Here is a 21967-nt window from a genome sequence, read left to right as displayed (position 1 = left end):
CCGCGTCAGCAGCCAGGCCGGCCACGTCGGTCAGCAGTTCGACGAGGTCGATCTCGATGTCGCCGGAGTCGGCGCGGCCGGTGGTCGCCGGCACGTCGATACCCGGGTTCCAGCGGTCACGCAGGTTCGCCTTGGGCGGGGCGGCGCGCAACGCGAACGCCTTGATGGTTCCGAGGACGCTGTCGGAGTCGCCCGGGCGGCCGAGCTCACGGATCGCTGTGTGCAGTGCCGCCGACAGCGGGCGGCGCAGCGACTGGTCCGGGCGCGCCTCCAGCTTGCCGGTTCCCCACCGTGCGCGCACCGCCGCCGACCGCAGCGCGTTGAGCAGGACCGTCTTGCCCACGCCGCGCAAGCCGGTGAGCACGATCGACCGCTCCGGCCGACCTCGCGCGACGCGCTCCAGCACCACGTCGAAAGCGTGCAGTTCGCTGTCGCGGCCGGCCAGCTCGGGCGGGCGCTGCCCGGCGCCGGGTGCGTACGGGTTCCTGATCGGGTCCACGATCGGACAGTATCCGGCTCTCTAGCAAGAACGGCAGATATCGGGATAGTCAGGTAGGGCATGTCGCGGATCGGACTGTCTCCCGAGATCTATCGACGACAGTAGAGACGTGTAGATCGAGCGAGCCTCACCCGCGGACGCGCCGCTCCGCCTCCTCGACCGCCTCCTTGGCCTCTTTCAGCCCGACAGCGAAGTGCTCGCGGTAGACCTTGATGGCCTGGATCTTCTTGTCTCGCAGGATCAGGTGCACGATCTCCGGCCAGGGTGGCACCGACCATGGGTCAACTGCGCCGGCCGAGTCGGCGGTCCCATAAGGCGACTCGGCTCCCGCGCCAGCGGCGCCCCCGGCGGCCTCGAGCGCGGCGATTCGCCGCTGCAGATCGGCCACCGTGGCCTCGAGCGCGGAGATGCGCGCGTTGTCGTCCCGCTGGACGTCGGAGTTCCACACCATGGCTATTTCCTACCGCATGCACCTCACGAGACCGGCACGATCCGCACCAGCACGGCGCGGTGATCGCTGGACCCCGGAGCCTCGAGCACCCTCGACGCCATTGGTTCCCAGGCCCCTGGATCCATCAGCACGTGATCGATCGGCGTCCCGAGCAGCGGCGACCTCGCCGCCGGCCAGGTCGCGTGGCCACCGGTGTCGATCGACCCGTCCAGGCACCGCGAGTCGCGCAGCGCGGCGTGGTCGACGGTCGCGTTGAAATCGCCGGCGAGCACCACGCCCGGCACCCTGGTGCACAGCCCCGTGATCGCCGCGAGCTCAGCACGCCAGGTAGGCACGTTGCCCGGCACCGGCGGCACCGGGTGCACGGAGAGCAGGTCGGGCCCACCGCCGTCGACCGGCGCCGCCCACACTCCCCCGAACCGGGTGGCGGGCGCCTCCCGCTGGGTGTACGCACCGAGCTCGACCGAGATCAGCAGCGCCGTGGCCTGCACGGGCTGCGGTCCGGTGGTGGCCGTGAACACCTGGTACTCGCCCCCGACCCCGGCAGCGAGCCGCTCGGCATCCTCGGCCGGGGTCTCCTGCAGGGCGATCACGTCCGGCTCGAGCGCGTCCACCATCGTCACCAGCTCGCCGACGCCGCCACGTGCTCCGAGCGTGTTGACGGTGAGGACGTCGATCGCGCCGTCGGGCGCCACTCCGAACGGCTCACCCGCCGACGTCCCGCGCTCGATCAGCACGCCGACGTGACCGGCCCCGACGAGGAGCGCGAGCACGCCCACCACGAGTAGCCGGCGTCCCTTGCCGGCTGTCTTGCGCGCGAGCAGTGCGATCACCAGGAGCAGTACCCCGAGCGCACCGGCTCCGAGAGCGAGTAGACCGCGCATCGAGATCGCCTGCAGCACCGGGGTGAGCTCCGACAGGCCCACCACTGCAGGGTCGAGCGTGAGCACGCCCGCGATCGCGAGCAGCCCGACCAGCACCCAGCCGACCACCTTCACGCGCCTACCCTCGCATCCCTCGTGACCGCGGTGCCGCGCCGGCACGTGTGTCACGTCAAATCGCGCTGGACGCCTCAGGGAGAATGGTTGGTCGTGACCTCCGACTCCTCCGCGCCGACGGCCGATCCGGGCCGCGGGTCCGGCGACCCCGCGTCGCGGGGCAGGCGGGGGCGACGACGGCGGAGCGGGTCTCGGCGTTCGGGTGGCCCTCGTCGAGATGGCTGGGTCGTGCCGTCGGAGGAGCTGCTCGCCAAGCGCCGCGCGGCGGTCCCGCGCATCGGCTACCCCGAGCAGCTGCCGGTCTCGGCGCGACGCGACGACATCGCCGCAGCGATCCGTGACCACCAGGTGGTGATCGTCGCCGGTGAGACCGGGTCCGGCAAGACGACGCAGCTCCCGAAGATCTGCCTCGAGCTGGGCTTCGGCATCGACGGCTCGATCGGGCACACGCAGCCCCGCCGGATCGCTGCGCGCACTGTCGCCGAGCGGATCGCCGAGGAGCTGGGCGTCCCGATGGGCGGCGCGGTCGGGTACCAGGTGCGCTTCACCGACCACGTCAGCGAGACCACGCTCGTCAAGCTGATGACCGACGGCATCCTGCTCGCCGAGATCCAGCGCGACCCGATGCTGCGGCGGTACCAGGTGATCATCGTCGACGAGGCGCACGAACGCTCCCTCAACATCGACTTCATCCTCGGCTACCTGCAGCGGCTGCTCCCGCAGCGACCGGACCTCAAGGTGATCATCACCTCCGCGACGATCGACAGCCAGCGGTTCGCCGAGCACTTCGGACCCGAGGGCAGGCCCGCCCCAGTGATCGAGGTGAGCGGCCGCACCTACCCGGTCGAGGTGCGGTACCGCCCGCTGGTCCCCGATGTCGGCGAGGAGGAGGACCGAGACGAGGCCCCGCCGTCGGGCAGGGACGAAGCGATCGACCAGCCGACCGGGATCGTGGAGGCGTGCGACGAGCTGATGGCCGAGGGCCCCGGCGACATCCTCGTGTTCTGCTCGGGCGAGCGCGAGATCAAGGACGCGACCGAGGCGCTCGCCGACCACCTCGGCCGCCGCTACACCAGGCCGGGTGAGCGCAGCACGGTGCCGGGCGCCGTCGAGGTGCTGCCGCTGTACGCGCGACTGTCCGCTGCCGAGCAGCACCGGGTGTTCGAGTCGCACTCGACCCGGCGCATCGTGCTCGCGACCAATGTGGCGGAGACCTCGCTGACGGTGCCGGGGATCCGGTACGTGGTCGACCCGGGAACGGCGCGGATCTCGCGATACTCCAATCGCACGAAGGTGCAGCGGCTGCCGATCGAGGCGGTGTCGCAGGCGAGCGCGAACCAGCGTGCCGGCCGCTGCGGCCGCGTGGCCGACGGCATCTGCATCCGCCTCTACTCCGAGCGCGACTACGAGGGTCGCCCCGAGTTCACGGAGCCGGAGATCCTGCGCACCTCGCTCGCGAGCGTGATCCTGCAGATGACGGCGCTCGGGCTGGGCGACGTGGGCGCCTTCCCGTTCGTGGACGCACCGGACTCCCGCGCGGTTCGTGACGGCATGCAGCTGCTCACGGAGCTGCACGCGCTCGAGGTGACCTCGAGCGCCCGTCGGGGCGGGGATGCGTCGGGGAACCGGCTCACCGACGTCGGGCGCAAGCTGGCTCAGCTGCCGATCGACCCGCGGCTGGGCCGGATGTTGGTGGAGGCGGATCGACTCGGATGCGTGCGCGAGGTGATGGTCATCGTGGCAGCGTTGAGCGTGCAGGACGTGCGCGAGCGGCCCGCCGACGCCCAGCAGCAGGCCGACGAGAAGCACCGACGGTTCGCCGACCCGACCTCGGACTTCCTGTCGCTGCTGAAGCTCTGGGACTACCTGCGCGAGCAGCAACGCGAGCTCTCCGGCAGCGCGTTCCGGCGGATGTGCAAGTCGGAGTTCCTTCACTACCTGCGTGTGCGTGAGTGGCAGGACGTGCACAGCCAGCTCCGCCAGCTCGCCAAGCCGCTGGGGATGAGGATCAAGCCGCACGACGGCGGTGCGACCGACCCCGATCGGGTGCACCAGGCCCTGTTGTCGGGTCTCCTCAGCCACATCGGCTCCTACGACGAGCGCAAGCGCGACTACCTCGGCGCCCGCGGCACCCGTTTCGTGATCTTTCCCGGCTCCGGACTGGCCAAGAAAGCGCCGGCCTGGGCGATGGCGGCCGAGCTGGTGGAAACGTCTCGCTTGTTCGCGCGCACGGTCGCGCGGATCCAGCCGGAGTGGGTCGAGCCGCTGGCCGAGCACCTGGTCAAGCGCACCTACTCCGAGCCGCACTGGTCCTCCAAACAGGGCGCGGCGATGGTGAAGGAGAAGGTGCTGCTGTACGGGATGCCGGTGATCGCCGACCGCACCGTGCCGTACGCGCGTGTGGACGCTGCCGACGCTCGCGACCTCTTCATCCGGCACGCGCTCGTAGAGGGCGACTGGCGCACCCATCACCGCTTCGTCAAGGACAACGAGGCGGTGCGCGCCGAGGCGGAGGAACTCGAGGCTCGCTCGCGGCGTCGTGATCTGATGGTTGACGATGAGGCGCTGGTCGCCTTCTACGACGCACGCGTGCCCGAGTCGGTCACCGGCGCCCGCGCCTTCGACGCCTGGTGGAAGGACGCACGGCGCGAGACGCCCGACCTGCTCACGCTGAGCATCGCGGATCTGGTCCCGGATGCCGGGGACGCGAGCGACCCCCACCTGTTCCCGGACACCTGGCGCCAGGGCGACCTGGAGCTGCCGATCACCTACCAGTTCGCTCCGGGCGACGATGCCGACGGCGTCACTGTTCACGTCCCGATCGCGGTGCTTCCCCGACTGCGCCCGAACGGCTTCGACTGGCTGGTGCCCGGACTTGCCGGCGAACTCGCCGTCGCCACGATCCGCGCCTTTCCCAAGCCGGTGCGCGTGCAACTGGTGCCGGCACCGGACGTGGCAGCAGCGATCCAGACCCGGCTCCCGACCTGGGCGAGCGTGGCGAGCGCACCCGACGGGGCGCCGTCGTATGCCGAGGCCTTCACCGACGCCGCCCGGCGCCTGAAGGACGCCGACATCCCCGCCGACGCCTGGGATCCGGGCAAGCTGCCCGCGCACTTGCGCATCACGTTCCGGGTCCATGGCGAGCGCGGCGCTGTGCTCGGCGAGGGCAAGGACCTGCGCGACCTTCAGCGCACCCTCGCCCGGCACTCGGGCGAGGCGGTGCAGCAAGCCGTGCGCGCCGCCGTCCGGAAGGCCAGCAGGCCTGCCGAGCAGGGGGTTGTGAGCGGTACACCGCCCGATACCGGGCAGAAGGCCCTGGTGGGCGAATGGGAGGTTGCCGAGTCGGTCGGTGGGCGGTCTCATGGTCAGGACGTCGTGGGGTATCCGTCACTCGTGGTCGACGGCGGGGCGTCCCCGCGAGGCCCGGTCACCATCCGGGTCCTCGCCACTGCCGACGAGCAGGCGAGCGAGCATCCGCGCGGCGTGTGGCGGCTCCTCAGCGATGCGCTGGCGCTGCCGGTCGGTCGCGTCACCAGCCGTTGGTCGACCGCCGAGACGCTCGCGCTCGCCGCGAGCCCGTACGCCAGCACCGACGCCCTGGTCGCGGACATCCAGCTGGCCGCCGCGGCCGCACTGACCGTGGGTCGCGATCTGACCGCGGTGCGCAGCCGCCGCGAGGTGGAGACGCTGACCTCGGCGCTGCGGGAACGGTTCGAGGACACGGTCCTTCAGGTATCTCGTCAGGCAGCCGCCGCGCTGACAGCCTCACGCGAGGTGGACGCCGAGGTGCGGCGGGCGACATCGATGGCGCTGCTGGCCACACTCGAGGACGTGCGCGCGCACCAGGCGTCGCTGCTCGGTGACGGCTTCATCTCCCGCACGCCACCGGAGCAGCTCGGCCATCTGGCGCGCTACTTGAAGGCCGACGTGGCTCGCATCGGCAAGGCCGAGCAGAGCCCCGGCCGCGACGCTCAGCTCGCGTGGCAGGTGCGCGAGCTCTCCGATGCGTGGTGGGCGGCCACCACCGCCGCCGAGCACGGGCCGCTGCAGCGCCGCACGAACCTCGCCCAGGCGCGCTGGCTCATCGAGGAGTTGCGCGTCAGCCTGTTCGCGCAACAGCTCGGTACCGCGGTCACCGTGAGCGAGAAGCGGATCCGCAAGGCGCTCGCGGAGGCTTAGCCGGACGGTCTGCTAGCGTCGGATCAACGACCTACCTGATCCCCAGGGGAGTCCACGCTGCTCGGCGTGCTCAATTCCTCGGAGGCCATCAGTGCTTGACGTCATCACCCCAGCCCACATCACCACCCTGTGGGACATGGTGGACGGTCCCATGCCTCGGGGCGTCCTGGGTCTCGGTGATCCTGATGTGCATGTCATCAACGCGGTTCCGACCATGTTCCTCGGTGGCTTCTCCACGTCGTTTCGCAACCGCCTGTACGTCGCGACGCTCGCGCCGGGGGCCGACCCAGCGCGACGCTCGTGGCAGATCGATGTCGACCGGCGCGGGCGTGCGCGCGCCCTCGTGGCCGATCCTCCGCGGCATGCCTGGGATGCCGCAGGGATGCACACGCCGTCGTACGTCCCACCCGTGGGAGACCAGCCTGCGCGCCTTTACTACACCGGCCGCGCCTCCCTGCAGCAGTACGGTCGCCGCAGTAGCTACGCGATCGGGGCGCTCGAGCTCGTCGACGACGAGTGGGGGCGTCTCGAGGAGCCGCTGATCACGGGGGTGGCCCCCAGATCGAGCGTGCTGGAGCCTCTTGTCGCCTACGGCGACGGACGCTACGTGATGTGGTATCAAGCCAATCCGTACGAGATCGGCCCCGGCGACCTGCCCGACTACGAGCTTCGTGCGGCTGAGAGCGTGGACGGCCTCAGCTGGTCGGAACCCGAGGTGTTCGCGACGCCGGAGGAAGGATTCTTCGACAACGCCGTGACCCGCACCAACGATGGCTGGATCATGGTTCTCGCGCGAGGTGCCGACCTTCACGGTACCGGAGGCTTCCCGCCGCAGGGACTCTGGATCGCGACAGCCGATGAGCTCAGCGCCGATCGCCGTCGCTGGTCGGTGCCGCAGCATGTGCTGAACACCGGCGATCGGCACATGCCCGCCGCGGTCGCCCGAGGTGTATACGGCCCGGGCATCCTTCATGACTCCGAGCTGGATCGCACCATTCTCTTCGCCACGGGCGTGCGGGATACGCCTCGGTGGCCGGCCTTTCTCGGTCGCCGGATCGTGCGCGGCCAGCGCCCCGTCGTGCCCTCCCCGTTCTACCTGTCGGTCGCCTCGGCGCCACTCGGTCGGAGCTGAGGCCGGACCGCGGTGCCCGGCGTCGCCACGGTGAGCATCGACATCCCGGCCTCACGCAGTTCAGAACAGCGGGCCGCCGTCGGCGGCGTCGTACCGCTTGACGTCGACGTGGTGCGGTTTCGTGGCACGCGGTCCCCGCGCGCGCTTGCGCCACGCATCGAGCGCGTCGGCGTCGCGCCAGATCTCGAGCATGTTGGTGCGCCCGGGGTCCACGGAGTCGGCGGTCATGGAGAAATGGAGGCACCCGTCGGCCTCTCGCGCACGCGTGACGAGGCCGCGGAAGGCTGCGACGTTGGCGTCGCGGTCTGCTGCGTCCACAAGCGTATGTCCGGCGATGATGATCATGTCTGCTCCTTGTCTTGTGCGGTCGGATCTCACTCAGGCAGCGGCAGGCCGCCCGGGGTCTTGGTATAGCCGAGCTGCTCGATGACCTGGCCGTCGCTCACCCGCGTGACGTTCACGCCGAGCACCGACTCGGCATCGGTCGGTCCGAAGCGGAAGCGCCAGCGCACCGTGGCCCAGTCGTCGGCAGCGAACGTGTGCTCGACCTCGAAGGTGCTGCTCTCGTCGTCGAGCAACTCGCCCCAGAACGCGAGGCACGCCTCCCGACCGACCGAGGCTGCGCCATCGGGCGCCGGCTGTGCCGCCACCATCACGCACTCCTCGTGGACGAGCCCCGCGAGCGCCTGCTTGTCGCGGCGCCGGAATGCCTCGTTGAACAGGGCGATCGTCTCCGCCGTGCCACGGGCGGCCCCACCGCTGCTGGTGCTCATCGCGTCCTCCTCGATCGATAGACCAATCGGTCTACTAGGCGCCACGGTATAGACTGATCGGTCTACCGTCAAGAAGTGGGGAACAGATGAGCACGACAGCAGGACCTCGGGAGCGTCTGCTCAGGGCCGGTCAGCGGCTCTTCTACGAGCGCGGCGCGTCGGTCGGCGTGGAGGCGCTGCTCACCGAGGCGAACGTGGCGCGCCGGTCGCTCTACGAGCACTTCGGCGGCAAGGACGGGCTGATCGAGGCGGTGCTGCAGCGCGCCTCCGAGGAAGACCTGGCCTGGTACGAGGAGGCGCTGGCGGGCTCCACCGCGCCGCGTGAACGTCTGCTCGGACTCTTCGATCAGCTCGACGGACTCGTTTCGACGCCGGAGTTCCGCGGCTGCCGGTACTTCGCCACCGACCTGGCACTCTCCGATCCTGAGCATCCCGCACACGCACACACGGAAGCGTTCAGGCGGCGGCTGCGCGAGATGCTCGTTCGCGAGGTCCAGGCCCTCGGCCATGCCCATCCTGAACGGGCCGCGGAGCAGCTTCACCTGCTGATCGAGGGGACGCTGGTGGTCGCCGCCACCCAGGACGGCCAGCACCCCGCCCGCGCAGCGCGAGAGATGGCCGCGGCGACTCTGGGATGACGCGGCCGCTACGCGGCCTGTCGAGGCCCTTCGGCCAGCGCGCGCCCGACGAGCGCGACGATCAGATCGATCTCGTCCTCGCCGGCCTCGAACCGCGGCGTGAAGCGCAGCGAGTTCTCGCCGCCGTGGATGACCCCGAGGCCGTGCTCGCGCAGCCACTCCTCGACCGAGCCCGCCCCGTAGGCCTTGAAGCGGGGGTCCAGCGCGCACGAGAACAGCAGGCCGGTCCCCTGGACCTGGGTGATCAGTCCGCCGAGCTCGGTGCGGAGCTTCTCGAGCTGCTCGACGGCGTAGCTCCCCTGGTCCTGGATGTTCCGTCGAAGCTCAGGAGTCAGCAGGCCGAGGACCGCGCAGGCCACGTCGAGCGCGCGGGGGTTGGCGGTCATCGTGTTGCCATAGGCACCGCGGCGGTAGACCGCAGCCGCGTGCTCGCTCAGCGCGAGGACGGACAGCGGGTACTGGCCGGCGTTGAGCGCCTTCGAGTAGGTCTCCATGTCGGGAGCGTCCTGACCCTCGAAGCCCGGGTAGTCCACGATCGAGAGCGTTCCGGTGGCCCGCAGTCCCGCCTGGATCGAGTCGACCAGCAGCAGCGAGCCGTGCTCGGCCGTGAGGGCACGAGCGGCGGCGTAGTACTCCGGCGGCACGCTGCGACCGGGGTCGCCCTCCCCCATGACCGGCTCGAGGAACATCGCCTCGATGAACCAGCCCTCGGTCTCGGCAGCTGCGAACACCTGGGCTAGCGCGTCGCTGTCGTACGGCTCCACCGCGATCACGGTGTCCTCGCCGCGGAAGCTCGCGAGCATGTCGGTGTAGGTCTGCCGGCTGGAGTCCGAGAACAGCGCCGGCTTCTCGGTGCGGCCGTGAAAGCTGCCCTTGACGACCACGCGCTTGATCACGCGGCCCGCGTAGCGGCCGCCAGGGTCAGTCATCGTCTTGCTGTGGATGTCGGCGATCCGGGCCGCCAGCGACACCGACTCCGAGCCCGAGTTGAGGCACATGAAGCTGGCGTAGGGGCACTCGCCGCGGGTGTGCCCGATCTCGGCGCGCAGCGCGCGGTCGACCTTCAGCTGCGCCACGCTCGGCGTCATGATGTTGGCCATCGCCTGCGGCTTCGCCATCGCGTCGAGAACGCGCTGCGGGGCGTGGCCGAAACCGAGCATCCCGTAACCACCGGTGTCGTAGAGCACGGCACCCTTCAGCGTGACCACCCACGGGCCGCGTGCCACCAGCGCCACGTACGGGTTGACGCCGTCCTGCGGGTAGAAGTTGACGAAGCCGGCCTGGACGGCGGCAACCTGGGCGTCCTCGTCGAGCTCGAGGAGATCGGCGAAGCCTCGCTGCAGGCCCCGGTACTCGAGCACGGCCGCATCCACCGCGGTCACGAGTTCAGGGTGGGTGGCGGCGAATCGCTCGAGGGTCTCGTCGTCGAGTCCCTCCGTGCGGCGCGCACCACCGGTCGCGCGGAGCGGGGCGAGCTTGTCGATCAGACTGAGGGAGAAGTCCGTGTGAGACATCGTGTCCTCCTGGAGCGAGGGCGGGGTGCATCTCATCATCCGGGACGGCCTCGGCGGTTGGTACCCTCAATCTGCGCAATTTCGCACGCAATCTCGGCGATTCGCCCAATCTGGAGGTCTCATGCGGCTGAGCTCCACCGACGAGCGCCTGCTCTCGATCCTGCGCGAGGACGCGCGCGCCTCCACAGCCGAGATCGCGCGCAGGCTCAGCCTCTCGCGCACCACGGTGCAGAGCCGCATGCAGCGCCTCGAACGCGACGGCGTCATCCGCGGCTACACGGTGCGCGTCGCCGATGACGTGGAGCAGGACCGGCTGCGGGCGCACATCCTCATCACGGTCGGACCGAAGCAGTCGGCCGCCGTGGTCCGTGCGCTGCACCAGCTACCCGAGGTCCGCAGCCTCCACTCGGTCAGCGGCAGCCACGACCTCGTCGCGATCGTCGTGGCGACCGGGGTCCAGGACATGGACGTGCTCACCGACCGGATCGGTGCCCTCGACGGCGTCGAGCGCACCACCACCTCCCTGATCCTGTCGACCAAGTTCGAGCGTTGATCAACCCTTCGGGGCCGATGACGCGCGTACCACGAGCTCGTGCGGCACCACGATCTCGCTCCCGCGCTCACGCACGCCGTCGGGCGTGAGGGCGGCGTCCAGCGCGTGGCGCACCAGCAGCTCCAGGTCCGGTCGGATCGTGGTCAACGGCGGACTGCACCACGCAGCCTCGGCAATGTCGTCGAATCCAACGAGCGCGACGTCGTCGGGCACTCGCCGCCCGGACTCCACGAGTGCCCGGACCGCACCGATCGCCATCAGGTCGTTCGCACACACCACGGCATCGAGCGGGTCCCCGACCGCCAGCATCTGCTGCATGAGCCGATAGCCGTCCTCACGGTTCCAGTCGATGCAGCGCTGGATGTTCGCCACCGGCAGGTCGGCGAACCGCATGGCCGCCTGGAACCCGGCGAGCCGGACGCTTCCGGTCGAGGGCAGCGCCGACTCCGGTGCGCCGATGAACCCGATGTGCCGACGGCCTCCCGCCACCAGGTGACGCACCAGGTCGACGGTGGCGCCGGCGTTATCGATCGCAATGTGCGGCACCGCGACATTCGAGACGCGTTCGCCGAGCAGCACCAGCGGTGTCCAGTCCGGCCTGTTGACGACGCTCTGCTCCGAGACCCGAGTGGCTGACAGCAGCACCGCGCTGAACTCTCGTGCGGTGGCACCCTGCAGGTACGCGGCCTCGCGGTCGGCGTCGCCGCCGGTCAGCTCGATCGACAACGTGCGGCCTCGATCAGCCAGCGCGCGCTCGGCGTACTCGGCCAGGCGGGCGAAGTACGGGTTCTCGAGCTCGGGGAGCACGAGCGCGACCGAGCGGGACCGGCCCTCGCGCAGGTCCCGGCCGGCGTGGTTGGGTGTGTACCCGAGCGTCGCGACGGCGTCGAGCACCCGCTGCCTCGTCTCGGGCTTGACGACGGGCCGGTCGTTCATGACATTGGAGACGGTCTTCCAGGACACCCCTGCGAGCGCCGCGACGTCCTTGATCACGGGCCTACGCGTCGCCACCGTTCGCCTCCCTCGCCCCCGGCCGATCGCCGTGGCGCCTCATCCTAGAGAAGCGTCGGATTCGTGCCCGACGGCGATCGACGGCGCCGACGCGTCGATGTGCAGCCCACGAAGCCGCAACCGCCGGGCCGTGCGCTGCCGGTCCCAGGAGTGGAAGACGATCACGTCCCGCCCCTCGGCGTCAGTCGTGACCGAGTTGTGGCCGGGGCCGATCAGCTCCCCGTCGGTGGCGAGCAGCACGTCGGCGCCCTCCGGTGCGCGGACCCACGGGCCGGCAGGGTGCTTCGAGTGTGCCCAAGCGACCCGATACCCAGGCCCCTGGAACGAGCCACCGGAGAACGTGAGCAGCAGCACGCCGTCACGCTCCACCGCATGGGGCCCCTCGAGCGTGTGCCAGTCCCATCGCCGCCCGTACATCGGCCGATCACGTTCGTAGATCTGCCAGTCGGCGTAGGGAGCCAGGAGCGGCCGGACCGTGCCCAGCGTCGTGGGCGTCGGCAGCTCCGCCACGGCGAGGTGCGTGCCGGGCCGGTCGTGCTCGAGCACGTCCCGTGCGAACAGCAACCACCAGGAACCGTCCGTGTGCTGGTACGGCGAGGCGTCGATCGCGAACAGCTCCAACGGCGTGAGATCGACCCCCAGGTCGACGAACGGCCCTGCCGGCCCCTCGGCACGTGCGACGCGCAGCGAGTGCCCCGCGTGCCCGTGGCCCACCGAGTAGTACATCCACCAGGCACCGTCACGTTCGCACACCTCGGGTGCCCAGTAGGCGTCGCCGAGGCCGTGGAGAGGTTGCAGCACCCCGACGACGTCGCTCCAGTGCTCGAGGTCGCTCGAGAAGGACATGCCCAGCTCGAGCCCATCTGCGGACCGGCCGGCTGTGCCGTAGACGTACCAGCCTTCCGCGGTGCGTACCGCCGCAGGATCCGCCAGCGCGATCTCGTCCGCGCGGTGTCCACTCATCCCTTCAGACCTGTCGCCGCCACGCCCTGCACCAGGTGACGCTGCAGCAGGAAGAAGATGACGAGCACCGGGATCAACGACAACGTGGTGGCCATGAACAACGTGCCGTAATCGAAGGTCTGGGCCGTGAGGAAGGACGACAGGTAGATCTGCACCGTCAACACGCCCTGGCCCGAACCTGACACCACCAGCGGCCACAAGAACGCGTTCCACGAGCCGATGAGACCGAGCACGGTCAGGGCCGAGGCGAATGGCAGCGTGTTCGGGAGCACGATGGAGAAGAACACACGCAGGTAGCCGGCGCCATCGATCAGTGCCGCCTCCTCGATCTCGCGCGGGAAGTTCAGATAGAACTGCCGGAACAGGAACACGTTGAAGGCGCTGAACAAGCCCGGCACGATCAGGCCCTGGAGGGTGCCGATCCATCCGAGCGAGGCGACGATGATGAAGTTCGGGACGAACGCCGTCGTCGCGGGGATGAGCAGCACGAGGATGACGAGACCGAACATCGGTCCCGCAGCCCGGCTGCGGATGCGCGCGAGCGCGTATCCCGCGAGTGCCGCGATGAGGATCGTCAGGGCGGTCGAGACCACCGCCATGATCGCGGAGTTGAGGATCGCGTCGCGGAAGCTCGGATCGCCGATCACCTCCCCGATCCGCTGCCACTGGGGCTGCTCCGGCCAGAATACGAAGTCGGGCGAGTAGATGTCCTCGCTCGGCGACAGGGCGACCTTGATCATGCCGTAGAACGGCACGAGGAACACCACCGCGAGGATCGAGGCGATCACGTAGCGGATGATCAGCCCCGTGCGGTTCTGCCGGCGCCCCGCCAGGCGTAGATCTGCGCCGCTCATATCAGCCCTCCCTCTCGGTCGTGGCAGCGGTGCTCACCTGCGAGCGGCGCCGCAACCACATCGTCAGCGGCGTACGCCGCTTACCGTCCTCACCGGTGCCGAAGCCGAACAGCGATGCCTGCAGCAGACCCACCACGACCATGATCGCCGTCAGCACCAGGGCGCCGGCCGAGCCGCTTCCGAAGTTCTGCTGCGTGCCGAAGGCGACGCTGTACAGGTACACCAGTGGGGGTCTCGTCTCCGGGTTCTGACCGGTCAGGTTGTAGAACTCGTCGAATGCCTGGAAGGCGTTCACCAGCAGAAGCAGCAGCACCGCGGCCGAGGTGGCGCGCAGCTGCGGCATCGTGATCATGCGGAACATCCGGAAGCTGCCGGGTGTCAGACCATCGACGGCGGCGGCTTCGTACAGGTGCGTGGGGATCGCCTGCAGCCCCGCGAGGAACAGCAGCATGTAGAAGCCCACCTGCAGCCACAGCCGCACGCTGACCAGCACCACCCACCAGTACGGTGACGCACTCAGCCACTCCGCCACCGGGCCGATGCCGAAGACCCCGAGGAACTGGTTCATGATGCCGGACTCGAGCCCGTTGAAGAGGGCGAGCCGCCAGATCACCGACGCCACCACGTACGAGCAGGCAGTCGGCAAGAAGAACACCGACCGGAAGAAGCCCTGCAGCTTCGGCAGCCCGTTGACGAGCACCGCCAGGAACAGCGACGCGACCATCGTCACCGGCACGATGAACGCTGCGAAGATCGCGAAAGTCAGCAGCGACTGCAAGAAGGCCGTGTCGGTGAGGAACGCGGCGAAGTTGTCGAGCCCGACGAACCGCGTGGGCAGGATCGTGCCGCGCGCCTCGAAGAACGAGAGCAGGCCTCCCCAGATGAGCGGGACGACCGTGAAGATGAACAGTCCGACCAGGAATGGCGTGAAGAACAGCCAGAAGATTCCGGTCTGTCGAACCCCACCGGTCCTGGTGCCGCCGCTCTCGCGCGCCTGTTGAGAGCGCGTGACGGCGGAGGGTGCGCTCATGAGGAGAACGCCCGGTTGCTCGCCTCCTCGGCGGCCGCGAGCTCTGCGGCCGGGTCGGCGGCGTTCTTGAGGACGCGGCTGATGGCGTCGTTCATCGGGGTCGCCATGTCGCCGGTCCACTGGGGCGGCGTGGTGACGCCGAAGTCGTTCGTCATGTCGAACAGGGTCTTGCCGTTGCCGCTCTGCAGGGCCTCCGCCTGCTCGGCCGCGGCGGTGAGCGGCGGGATGTGGAAACCGTAGGAGAGCGACCAGTCGTTCTGAAGCTCGAGCTGGTCGATCCACAGCCACTTGACGAACTCGGTGGCCGCCTCGACCTGCGAAGAGCTCGCGGCGACCTGCTCGTTCCAGGTGCCGACGAACGTGGTCGTGGCACCGTTGGGTCCGGCGCCGGGCAGCGGGAAGAAGCCGACGTCGTCGCCGAACGCCTCCTCGACGGCGGGCAGGATCCAGCAGCCTGCCCACGAGATGGGGACGAGCCCGGAGATGAACGCGGCGGGATCCACCCAGTCCGCTGGGGCGCCGGTGAGCAGCACGCCGTCGTTCTTCATCTGCTGGATCAGCGAGAGCGCCGTCGCCATCCCCTCGGTGTTGTAGTTCACGGCGCTCAGGTCTTCCGTCAACGGGGAGCCGCCACCCGCCCAGATGAGTGCCAGCGCGCAGGCATCGAAGTTGTTGCCGAGGAACAGCCCCTTCTGATCAGCGGTGGTCAGCTCGGTCGCTGCGGCGACCAGGTCCTCGAAGGTCTCCGGGATACCGATGCCTGCTGCCTCGAGAACGCTGGGCCGGTAGACGAAGCCCTGCGGGTCGACCAGCATCGGCACGCCCCAGAACTTGCCGTCCATCTCGACCTTGCTCAGCGCTGCGGCGTTGAACTGGTCCTTGACAGGATCGACGATCGAGGTGAGATCGGCGTACCGCCCCTGCTCCATCTGGTCGACCGCGATCGCGTTGTTCTCGAAGACATCCACACCGCTGCCGGACAGCAGCGTGGTGGAGAGCTTGCTCGCGTAGTCGCCGAGCACCCAGTTCACCGTGACCTCGGCGTCGGTGTACTCCGAGGCGTAGCGCTTGGCCGCCTCCTCGGTACCGGCCTCGCCGTACTGGTGGTACCACTGGCTCAGCCCAGCGCCGGAGCCGCCGCCGGTGCCGTCACCCCCGGTGAGCCCGCCGGTGTTGCCGCCGCAGGCGGACAGGCCGGCCATCGCCGCGAAAGCGCCGCCGGCCCCGAGCAGGGCACGGCGCGAGAACGCACGGTCGTTCGACATCATCAATCTCCCTCGATCAGATGTGGCGGCGCGGGATCGCCGCCGTCGCGAGAGTCTAACGTGGGAATTTCTCGGTGCGCCAGCGATGCGTGTCAACGTTGCGACGCCGTGATGATCAAGACCTGTGGTGACATCGCCACGTTGGACGCGAAAGTTCCATCGTGAGAATTCGTGCGAACCCGGGCTCCGGATGGATCCGGGGCGTCGCGCTGTCAGGCGGGAGCTGGCGGATCCGTGGGTCGGTTCTGCTCGCGGAACCGCTCAGAGTCGTCGATCGACCGCGGTGGTGTCGGCGGCTGGCCCGGCTGCTGTGGCTGGCCCGGCTGCGGCGGCACCTGCTGGGGGGGCGGTACGCGATCACCGGCCCAGTCGTGCTTGCGTCTGCCGACCACGAGCAGCACTGTCACGAGGATCGCAAGCGCCACCAGTGCGGCAACGGCAACCAGCGCGATCCCACCGGAGAACATCGACATGGTCCAGCCCCTCCCTCGAACGTGCCGCCATCGTAGGCACGGGAGCGCCTAGGGAACCACCGGCCGTTCACCCCGACGTCACCACCGCGTCGCCCGGCGTCCCTAGTGTCTCGCCGTGCCGAACACTCCTCGACGTTCTTCCGCCGCCCGCCGTGTCGCGTTGACCGCGGCGCTCACGCTCCCGCTCGCCGCGCTCGCGGCGCCGGGACTGCTCGAGGCGGCTCACGCCGTCGACGAGCCCATCACCCACTCCGCCGACGACGCCGCGATCGAGCTGGCACCGATCGGCACCTACCGCACCGGTGTGGTCGACGAGGGTGCCGCCGAGATCGTGGTGTTTCACGCGGCCACACAGCAGCTGTTCGTGGTCAACGCCCAGGCCGGCCTGGTCGAGGCGCTCGACGTCTCGGACCCGGCGGCACCCACCAAGGTCGCCGAGCTCGACCCGGCCGGCATCGATGCGAGTGACGGTTCCAGCGTGCCGAGTGGCGCCGTGGCGAACTCGCTCGCCGTGCGCGCCGACGGCCTGATCGTCGTGGCGCTCGAGGCCCCGACCAAGACCGACGACGGCTGGTTGGCGTTCTTCGATGCGAACGTGCTCGATGACGGCGCGCTCGGCGCGGTGCGTGTGGGCGCGCTGCCGGACAGCGTGATGCTGACCCCGGACGGGACCCGCGCCGTCGTGGCCAACGAGGGCGAGCCCGACGACGACTTCACGATCGATCCCGAAGGCTCGGTCGCTGTCGTCGACCTCCCCAGCACGATCGCGGCGGCAACGCAGGAGGACGTGCGCATCGCCGACTTCCACGCCTACGAGGAGGGCGGGTCCGCCACCCTGCCGGATGGCGTGCGCATCTTCGGGCCTGAGGTCAACACCGACTACCCGGTCTCCGCGAACCTCGAACCGGAGTACGTGGCCGTCGACCACACCAGCACCACGGCCTACGTGAGCCTGCAGGAGGCCAACGCGATCGCCGTGGTCGATCTGGCTGAGGCCACGGTGACCGACATCCTCCCGCTGGGCGCCAAGGACCACTCGCAGGAGGGCAACGGGCTCGACCCGAGCGACCGCGACGGCGGCATCGCGATCGACACCTGGCCGATCTTCGGCCTGTACATGCCGGACACGATCGCCTCCTACGCGGTCGGTGAGGAGACGTACCTGGTCACCGCGAACGAGGGCGACGCCCGCGAGTGGGGCGACTACGTGGAGCCTGCGCGTGTGAAGGACCTCGGCGACGACGGCCTTGCACCGATCTGCGAGGACTCGCCGCTGGCGAGCCTCACCGGTGAGGCCGACCTCGGCCGCCTCAACGTCACCACGGCCGAGGGACTCTCGGAGGACGGTGCCTGCTATGAGGAGCTGTACGCGTTCGGCGCCCGCTCGTTCGCGATCTGGAGCACCGACGGCGAGCTCGTGTTCGACTCCGGCGACCAGCTCGAGCAGATCGTGGCGCAGGCGGCTCCCGAGTTCTTCAACTCCAACCACTCCGAGTCCAACCTCGAGGGTCGCAGCGACGACAAGGGTCCTGAGCCTGAGGCCGTGACGATCGGTGCGGTGGGTGAAGCGACGTACGCGTTCGTGGGCTTCGAGCGCGTGGGCGGTATCGCGGTGTTCGACGTGACCGACCCGACGGATGTCTTCTTCGTGACCTACATCAACAACCGCAACTTCGCGATCTCGCTCGAGGACGAGATGGACGACGACGGCAACGTCGAGGACGCCGTGCTCGACCAGGCCGGTGACCTCGGGCCCGAGAGCATCGCCTTCATCAGCGCCGCTGACTCGCCCAGTGGTGAGCCGATGATCGCGGTCGGCAACGAGGTCTCGGGAACCACCACGCTGTTCTCGATCACCCCGACCGAGACCGAGCCGCCCACCACCGAGCCCTCGACCGATCCATCCACCGACGACCCCACGACCGGCCCCACCACTGACCCTGGCACCGACGACCCGACCACCGACGACCCCACCTCGCAGACTCCGACGGCGGAGCTCGCCGTGGTCCTCGACGGCCCCGTTCGCGCGGGTGAGGTCGCGACCGCCCGGATCTCAGGAGCGGTCGCCGGTGAGGCGCTGAGCGGAACGATGTACTCCGACCCGGTCGACGTAGGTAGCGCGACCGCCGGCGGCGACGGAACCGCAACGCTCACGTTCCGCGTCCCAGCCGACACCGAGGCGGGCACCCACCGGTTGGTGATCGTGGCCGAGTCCGGCACCGCTGAGGTGACGTTCGAGGTGACCGCGGCCGCCGGCGGCGCAACCGGAGCGATGCCCGATACCGGCGTCGCCGGCGTCGCCGCGCTGATCGCCATCGCCGCGGTCGGCATCACCACCGGCGTGCTGCTGCTTCGCCGGGCACGGGCCGCCCAAGCCTGAGGCGGACACGCGACACGCCCGTCGGGACCGTTGGAGGGAGCGGTTGCGGCGGGCGTCGTCGTGTCAGGAGGTCAGCACGATCGCGGCGGAGAGCGTCACGTCAGAGCCGGTGCTGCCATAGCGGGAGCGCTGCTTGTCGCTCCATTGCGGGATCTCGCCGGTCACGCTGACCCGGAGCAGGTGGTCGCCGTGCGGCAGCACGGGGGTGACGAACCGGACGCCGTCCTCAGCCACCTTCGCGTAGAAGTCCACGTGCGTCTCGAGCGGGGCCTCGCCGGCCACCTCGACCCGTGCGTATCCGCCAGCCGGGTGAGCACGACCGATCAGCGCGATCCGGGTGCCCGTGAAGGCGATCTCCACAGACTCGCCCACCTGCGCGGAGGAGAAGTCCACGGCGAGGCGATCGCCCGTGATCTGGATCGACTCCCCCGTGGCCGGTCGCCAGGCCTGCAGGTACTCCCGTAGCGGAGGGCCTCCGTCCGGTGCGCCGATAGGGAGCCACACCTGGCTTGCGGCCGAACGCTGGCGAGGGAACGACCAACGGTCGCCCATGTACACATGGCGCGGGACGCCGTCGTGGTTCACGCGCAGCACGAACGAGCACTGCGAGTTGAAGGTGAGAGCCCCCTCTGGCGCGAGCAGGCCGCGGTGGGTCCAGGGACCCTCGATCGCCGGCGCCGTCAGGTAGTAGTTGTCGTTGCGCTCCCAGCTCGTCTTGTTCGAGAACGCGAGATAGTACATGCCCTCCGCGAACCACAGGGCGGGTGACTCACCGCCGGGTGCCACCCCCTCGCACACCTTCTCCGCCAGCGCATGGAAGTCGCTGCTGAGGCGGTAGATGTCGCCTTCGTGAACCAGCAGATAGCCAGTGCCGTCAGCATCGTGGAACGAGCCGATGTCCCACCGGCGCAACGGCGCGCCCTGGTACTCGAGCGGGCCGAGGAACCGGAACTCGCCCGTAGGCGTCTCGCTGATCGCGACACCCGTGCACGGATCGGTGTACGAGCGGTCGTCGGTGTGCATGTACATCATGAAGAGCCCGGTACTCGGGCATCGCAGCACCTTCGGGCGCTCGCCCACTCGGTTCGGGCCGAGCCTGCCCTCGGGTTGAACTGGCAGCGCCATGCGCTCGAACGTCCAGGTCTCGAGGTCGGCCGAGGAGTAGCAGGCGAAGCCCTGGAACTCGTTGACGTCGTCGCCCTTGTGCTCGCCGTACAGGTAGTACATGCCCTCGTGCTCGAGCACGCAGACCCCGTGGGCGTTCACCACCTGCCCGCGATCGTCGAACCACGGAACGCCGTTCACCAACACGCTGCCGCCCTCAGAGGGTGTCGACGTAGGTGAAGTACGTGTCCGCGAACTCCTCGATCGTGATGTTGCCGTACTGCAGCTCCTGGCCGAGCCGGATCCACTCCGCCTCGATCGAGCTGAAGGACTCGAACTCCTCCGCGGGCGTCCCGGTGGCAACCGCCTCCACGGTGGCGGCGTAGTCGAGAACGCGAGCATCGACCGACCCTTCCTCCACGACCACGCCATCACGTTGGCTGGCGGTGGCCGGCACGCCACGGGTGGTGCCGAAGATCTCGCCGACCTCGGGCGAGTTGATCAGGAAGTCGATGAAGATCGCAGCGGCATCGGGCTCGGTCGTGTTCGCCGAGGCGGCCAGCGCGATCGAGATGCCGGAGGACATGTGCGGGCCCTGGGGACCTGACGGCGGCAGCATCAGTCCGATGTCGTCGGAGCCCAGGTCGGTGATGGCTCCACCCAGTGAGCTCGCCCAGTTGATGGTGGCTGCTTCCACGCCCACGTTGAAGGCAGGCACCTGGAGCTGGGCCAACGTCTCCTGCGGTGTGAACACGCCCTCGCCGCGGAGCTGCTCACCGAGCCTGAGGAACTCGATCACGTGCTCCCTGGTGTAGGCGATCTCGTTGTCCCGGTACGGTGCGATGTCCTGTTGCGTGAGCCAGAGAGAGAACATCTGCATGTTGCCGGTGAAGTCCGCGCTGCCGTACACGGGCGGGTCCTGCGCCGCGCCTGCCGCCGAGATCTCGCTGACGAAGTCCGCGTAGTCCTCCCACGTGTACCCCTCCTCGGGCGGCGCAATGCCGAACTCGTCGAGGAGTGCCGTGTTGTACAGCAGCCCGAGGGAGTTGGTGCCGATCGGCACCCCGTACTGAGCCTCGCCCACCGCTGCGGACTGCAGCAGGCTCTCCTGCACCTCCGAGACGTCCAGGTTGACGCCGATCTGCGTGGTCAGGTCCAGCAGCTGCCCCTGCTGCCCGTACATGACCGCGTGCCCGGCGTCGACGGCCAGCACGTCCGGCAACGAGCTGCCGGCGGCTTCGGTGTTCCGAGCGGTCCAGTAGTCGGCCCAGGACTGGAACTGCTGCCGGATGGTGATGTTCGGGTACTCCTCGTTGAAGACGGCGATGGCCTCCTCGTAGAGCGCTCCCCGGGTGGCGTCGCCCCACCAGGCGAAGTCGAGCTCGACGGCGCGGTCCGGGTCGAGCTCGGCACCCGGCTCGCTGCCAGGTGAGCTCGAGCATGCGCTCAGTGCCAGCGCGATGGCCGCAGCGGCGCCGATGGCCGCGACCGCGGTACGTGTGGTGACCATGGTGCCTCCTTGCGTAGGTCAAGAATGTGAACGGTCACATTCTGTAGGTGTGGATATAGTTACCGTTCACAATCCAGGTGTCAAGGGCCTGTCCAGTCGGTGACGGAGGTGCGATGCAGCGACTACCGACCGACCGGACGCGCCCGCCCACGATTCGCGAGGTCGCGCAGCGCGCAGGCGTCTCGCACCAGACGGTCGCGCGCTACATCAAGTCACACGGGGTCGGTATCAAGCCGGCCACGATCGAGAAGGTCAGCGCCGCTATCGAGGAGCTCGGCTACCGACCCAACCTCGTGGCGCGCGCGATGCGCGCTCGGCACACCGACGCTGTCGCGATCGTGCTGCCGCAGGGCACGGCGATCAGCTCGCTGGAGGTCCTTGCCGGCGCGACACAGCTCACGGACGAGGCGGGTCTGCGGCTCGAGGTGGTGTTCGTGGGCGGCGACGTGGACGCCCGTACCGATCGCGTCGTCGAGATGTCGCGATCCGGCCTGTTCGACGGCATCCTCAGCCTCGTCGACCTCGACGAGGCGCACCTGAGCGGCGGGTGCTCCGTGGTGACCATGCCGCTGTACGACGAGCACATGCGCGGGCAGGGAGCGCTCGCCGACGCCTCGTGCGTGCGTACCCTCATGCAGCG

At 69.4% G+C, this 21967-nt stretch carries 20 protein-coding genes; 6 read left to right on the top strand and 14 right to left on the bottom strand.

What is annotated here, in order from left to right; all coding sequences use genetic code 11:
- From ACOJSN_RS16365 to ACOJSN_RS16355, 3 genes are all read right to left on the bottom strand, one after another.
- Positions 1-499 (bottom strand): ATP-binding protein (locus ACOJSN_RS16365; RefSeq protein ID WP_420113557.1); only part of this gene is annotated, 499 nt, incomplete at its 3' end.
- A gap of 127 nt (positions 500-626) precedes the next feature.
- Positions 627-950: a ribosomal protein L7/L12 gene (locus ACOJSN_RS16360; RefSeq protein WP_420113556.1), complete on the bottom strand. Its 324-nt coding sequence runs from the start codon at positions 948-950 to the stop codon at positions 627-629.
- A gap of 23 nt (positions 951-973) precedes the next feature.
- A complete protein-coding gene (locus tag ACOJSN_RS16355) occupies positions 974-1948 on the bottom strand; it encodes an endonuclease/exonuclease/phosphatase family protein (protein WP_420113555.1) in 975 nt (324 codons plus the stop codon).
- A gap of 93 nt (positions 1949-2041) precedes the next feature.
- Between ACOJSN_RS16355 and hrpA the strand changes: the two genes are divergently transcribed.
- Together hrpA and ACOJSN_RS16345 are read left to right on the top strand one after the other, a co-directional pair.
- On the top strand, positions 2042-6127 hold the full coding sequence (hrpA, locus tag ACOJSN_RS16350; RefSeq protein ID WP_420113554.1) for an ATP-dependent RNA helicase HrpA: 4086 nt from the start codon (positions 2042-2044) through the stop codon (positions 6125-6127).
- A gap of 136 nt (positions 6128-6263) precedes the next feature.
- Entirely contained in the window at positions 6264-7259 is a 996-nt protein-coding gene (locus ACOJSN_RS16345) for a hypothetical protein (RefSeq protein ID WP_420113553.1), read from the top strand.
- A gap of 60 nt (positions 7260-7319) precedes the next feature.
- Here the strand turns inward: ACOJSN_RS16345 and ACOJSN_RS16340 are convergent, their stop codons facing one another.
- Together ACOJSN_RS16340 and ACOJSN_RS16335 are read right to left on the bottom strand one after the other, a co-directional pair.
- Positions 7320-7604, bottom strand: coding sequence for a putative quinol monooxygenase (locus tag ACOJSN_RS16340; RefSeq protein ID WP_420113552.1), 285 nt, complete (start codon positions 7602-7604; stop codon positions 7320-7322).
- 29 nt (positions 7605-7633) lie between these two features.
- Complete coding sequence (locus tag ACOJSN_RS16335) at positions 7634-8032, bottom strand: nuclear transport factor 2 family protein (protein ID WP_420113551.1); 399 nt, start codon at positions 8030-8032, stop codon at positions 7634-7636.
- Positions 8033-8118: 86 nt separating this feature from the next.
- On the opposite strand from ACOJSN_RS16335, the gene ACOJSN_RS16330 reads away from it, so the two are divergent.
- Entirely contained in the window at positions 8119-8670 is a 552-nt protein-coding gene (locus tag ACOJSN_RS16330; RefSeq protein WP_420113550.1) for a TetR/AcrR family transcriptional regulator, read from the top strand.
- Between the two features lie 8 nt (positions 8671-8678).
- Here the strand turns inward: ACOJSN_RS16330 and ACOJSN_RS16325 are convergent, their stop codons facing one another.
- Entirely contained in the window at positions 8679-10184 is a 1506-nt protein-coding gene (locus tag ACOJSN_RS16325; RefSeq protein WP_420113549.1) for an aminotransferase class III-fold pyridoxal phosphate-dependent enzyme, read from the bottom strand.
- A gap of 121 nt (positions 10185-10305) precedes the next feature.
- Here ACOJSN_RS16325 and ACOJSN_RS16320 point away from each other — a divergent pair, with 121 nt between their 5' ends.
- Complete coding sequence (locus tag ACOJSN_RS16320) at positions 10306-10737, top strand: Lrp/AsnC family transcriptional regulator (RefSeq protein ID WP_420113548.1); 432 nt, start codon at positions 10306-10308, stop codon at positions 10735-10737.
- Here ACOJSN_RS16320 and ACOJSN_RS16315 read toward each other — a convergent pair whose 3' ends face one another.
- From ACOJSN_RS16315 to ACOJSN_RS16290, 6 genes are all read right to left on the bottom strand, one after another.
- Positions 10738-11748, bottom strand: coding sequence for a LacI family DNA-binding transcriptional regulator (locus ACOJSN_RS16315; protein ID WP_420113547.1), 1011 nt, complete (start codon positions 11746-11748; stop codon positions 10738-10740). It lies immediately after the preceding gene.
- A 39-nt stretch (positions 11749-11787) separates the two neighbouring features.
- Positions 11788-12711 (bottom strand): glycoside hydrolase family 43 protein, encoded by a 924-nt coding sequence (locus tag ACOJSN_RS16310; protein WP_420113546.1) that lies wholly within the window; start codon positions 12709-12711, stop codon positions 11788-11790.
- Positions 12708-13565, bottom strand: a complete 858-nt coding sequence (locus tag ACOJSN_RS16305) for a carbohydrate ABC transporter permease (RefSeq protein ID WP_420113545.1) — start codon at positions 13563-13565, stop codon at positions 12708-12710. Before ACOJSN_RS16305 ends, ACOJSN_RS16310 begins: the two co-directional genes overlap by 4 nt.
- Position 13566: 1 nt before the next feature.
- Positions 13567-14595, bottom strand: a complete 1029-nt coding sequence (locus tag ACOJSN_RS16300) for a carbohydrate ABC transporter permease (protein WP_420113544.1) — start codon at positions 14593-14595, stop codon at positions 13567-13569.
- Positions 14592-15860 (bottom strand): ABC transporter substrate-binding protein, encoded by a 1269-nt coding sequence (locus tag ACOJSN_RS16295; protein WP_420113543.1) that lies wholly within the window; start codon positions 15858-15860, stop codon positions 14592-14594. Before ACOJSN_RS16295 ends, ACOJSN_RS16300 begins: the two co-directional genes overlap by 4 nt.
- 212 nt (positions 15861-16072) lie before the next feature.
- A complete protein-coding gene (locus ACOJSN_RS16290; RefSeq protein WP_420113542.1) occupies positions 16073-16333 on the bottom strand; it encodes a hypothetical protein in 261 nt (86 codons plus the stop codon).
- Between the two features lie 115 nt (positions 16334-16448).
- Between ACOJSN_RS16290 and ACOJSN_RS16285 the strand changes: the two genes are divergently transcribed.
- The gene (locus ACOJSN_RS16285; protein ID WP_420113541.1) at positions 16449-18713 is read left to right on the top strand and encodes a choice-of-anchor I family protein; all 2265 of its coding nucleotides are present in this window, start codon (positions 16449-16451) and stop codon (positions 18711-18713) included.
- A 63-nt stretch (positions 18714-18776) separates the two neighbouring features.
- Here ACOJSN_RS16285 and ACOJSN_RS16280 read toward each other — a convergent pair whose 3' ends face one another.
- Both ACOJSN_RS16280 and ACOJSN_RS16275 read right to left on the bottom strand, forming a co-directional pair.
- Positions 18777-20024 carry a hypothetical protein gene (locus ACOJSN_RS16280; protein WP_420113540.1) on the bottom strand — a complete coding sequence of 416 codons (1248 nt, stop codon included), beginning with the start codon at positions 20022-20024 and terminating at the stop codon, positions 18777-18779.
- A gap of 10 nt (positions 20025-20034) precedes the next feature.
- Positions 20035-21327: an ABC transporter substrate-binding protein gene (locus tag ACOJSN_RS16275; protein ID WP_420113539.1), complete on the bottom strand. Its 1293-nt coding sequence runs from the start codon at positions 21325-21327 to the stop codon at positions 20035-20037.
- Between the two features lie 113 nt (positions 21328-21440).
- Here ACOJSN_RS16275 and ACOJSN_RS16270 point away from each other — a divergent pair.
- Positions 21441-21967 (top strand): LacI family DNA-binding transcriptional regulator (locus ACOJSN_RS16270; protein ID WP_420113538.1); only part of this gene is annotated, 527 nt, incomplete at its 3' end.

This window comes from Pseudactinotalea sp. (assembly GCF_048594945.1).
Taxonomy (GTDB): domain Bacteria; phylum Actinomycetota; class Actinomycetes; order Actinomycetales; family Beutenbergiaceae; genus Pseudactinotalea.
The sequence above is the reverse complement of the archived record's forward strand: the minus strand, read 5'-3'. Positions and strand labels throughout refer to the sequence as shown.

Coding starts and splice junctions, on each gene's coding strand:
- ACOJSN_RS16360 (WP_420113556.1), bottom strand. CDS start 950: ATGGTGTGGAACTCCGACGTCCAGCGGGACGACAACGCGCGCATCTCC.
- ACOJSN_RS16345 (WP_420113553.1), top strand. CDS start 6,264: ATGGTGGACGGTCCCATGCCTCGGGGCGTCCTGGGTCTCGGTGATCCT.
- ACOJSN_RS16340 (WP_420113552.1), bottom strand. CDS start 7,604: ATGATCATCATCGCCGGACATACGCTTGTGGACGCAGCAGACCGCGAC.
- ACOJSN_RS16335 (WP_420113551.1), bottom strand. CDS start 8,032: ATGAGCACCAGCAGCGGTGGGGCCGCCCGTGGCACGGCGGAGACGATC.
- ACOJSN_RS16330 (WP_420113550.1), top strand. CDS start 8,119: ATGAGCACGACAGCAGGACCTCGGGAGCGTCTGCTCAGGGCCGGTCAG.
- ACOJSN_RS16325 (WP_420113549.1), bottom strand. CDS start 10,184: ATGTCTCACACGGACTTCTCCCTCAGTCTGATCGACAAGCTCGCCCCG.
- ACOJSN_RS16320 (WP_420113548.1), top strand. CDS start 10,306: ATGCGGCTGAGCTCCACCGACGAGCGCCTGCTCTCGATCCTGCGCGAG.
- ACOJSN_RS16310 (WP_420113546.1), bottom strand. CDS start 12,711: ATGAGTGGACACCGCGCGGACGAGATCGCGCTGGCGGATCCTGCGGCG.
- ACOJSN_RS16305 (WP_420113545.1), bottom strand. CDS start 13,565: ATGAGCGGCGCAGATCTACGCCTGGCGGGGCGCCGGCAGAACCGCACG.
- ACOJSN_RS16300 (WP_420113544.1), bottom strand. CDS start 14,595: ATGAGCGCACCCTCCGCCGTCACGCGCTCTCAACAGGCGCGCGAGAGC.
- ACOJSN_RS16295 (WP_420113543.1), bottom strand. CDS start 15,860: ATGTCGAACGACCGTGCGTTCTCGCGCCGTGCCCTGCTCGGGGCCGGC.
- ACOJSN_RS16290 (WP_420113542.1), bottom strand. CDS start 16,333: ATGTCGATGTTCTCCGGTGGGATCGCGCTGGTTGCCGTTGCCGCACTG.
- ACOJSN_RS16275 (WP_420113539.1), bottom strand. CDS start 21,327: ATGGTCACCACACGTACCGCGGTCGCGGCCATCGGCGCCGCTGCGGCC.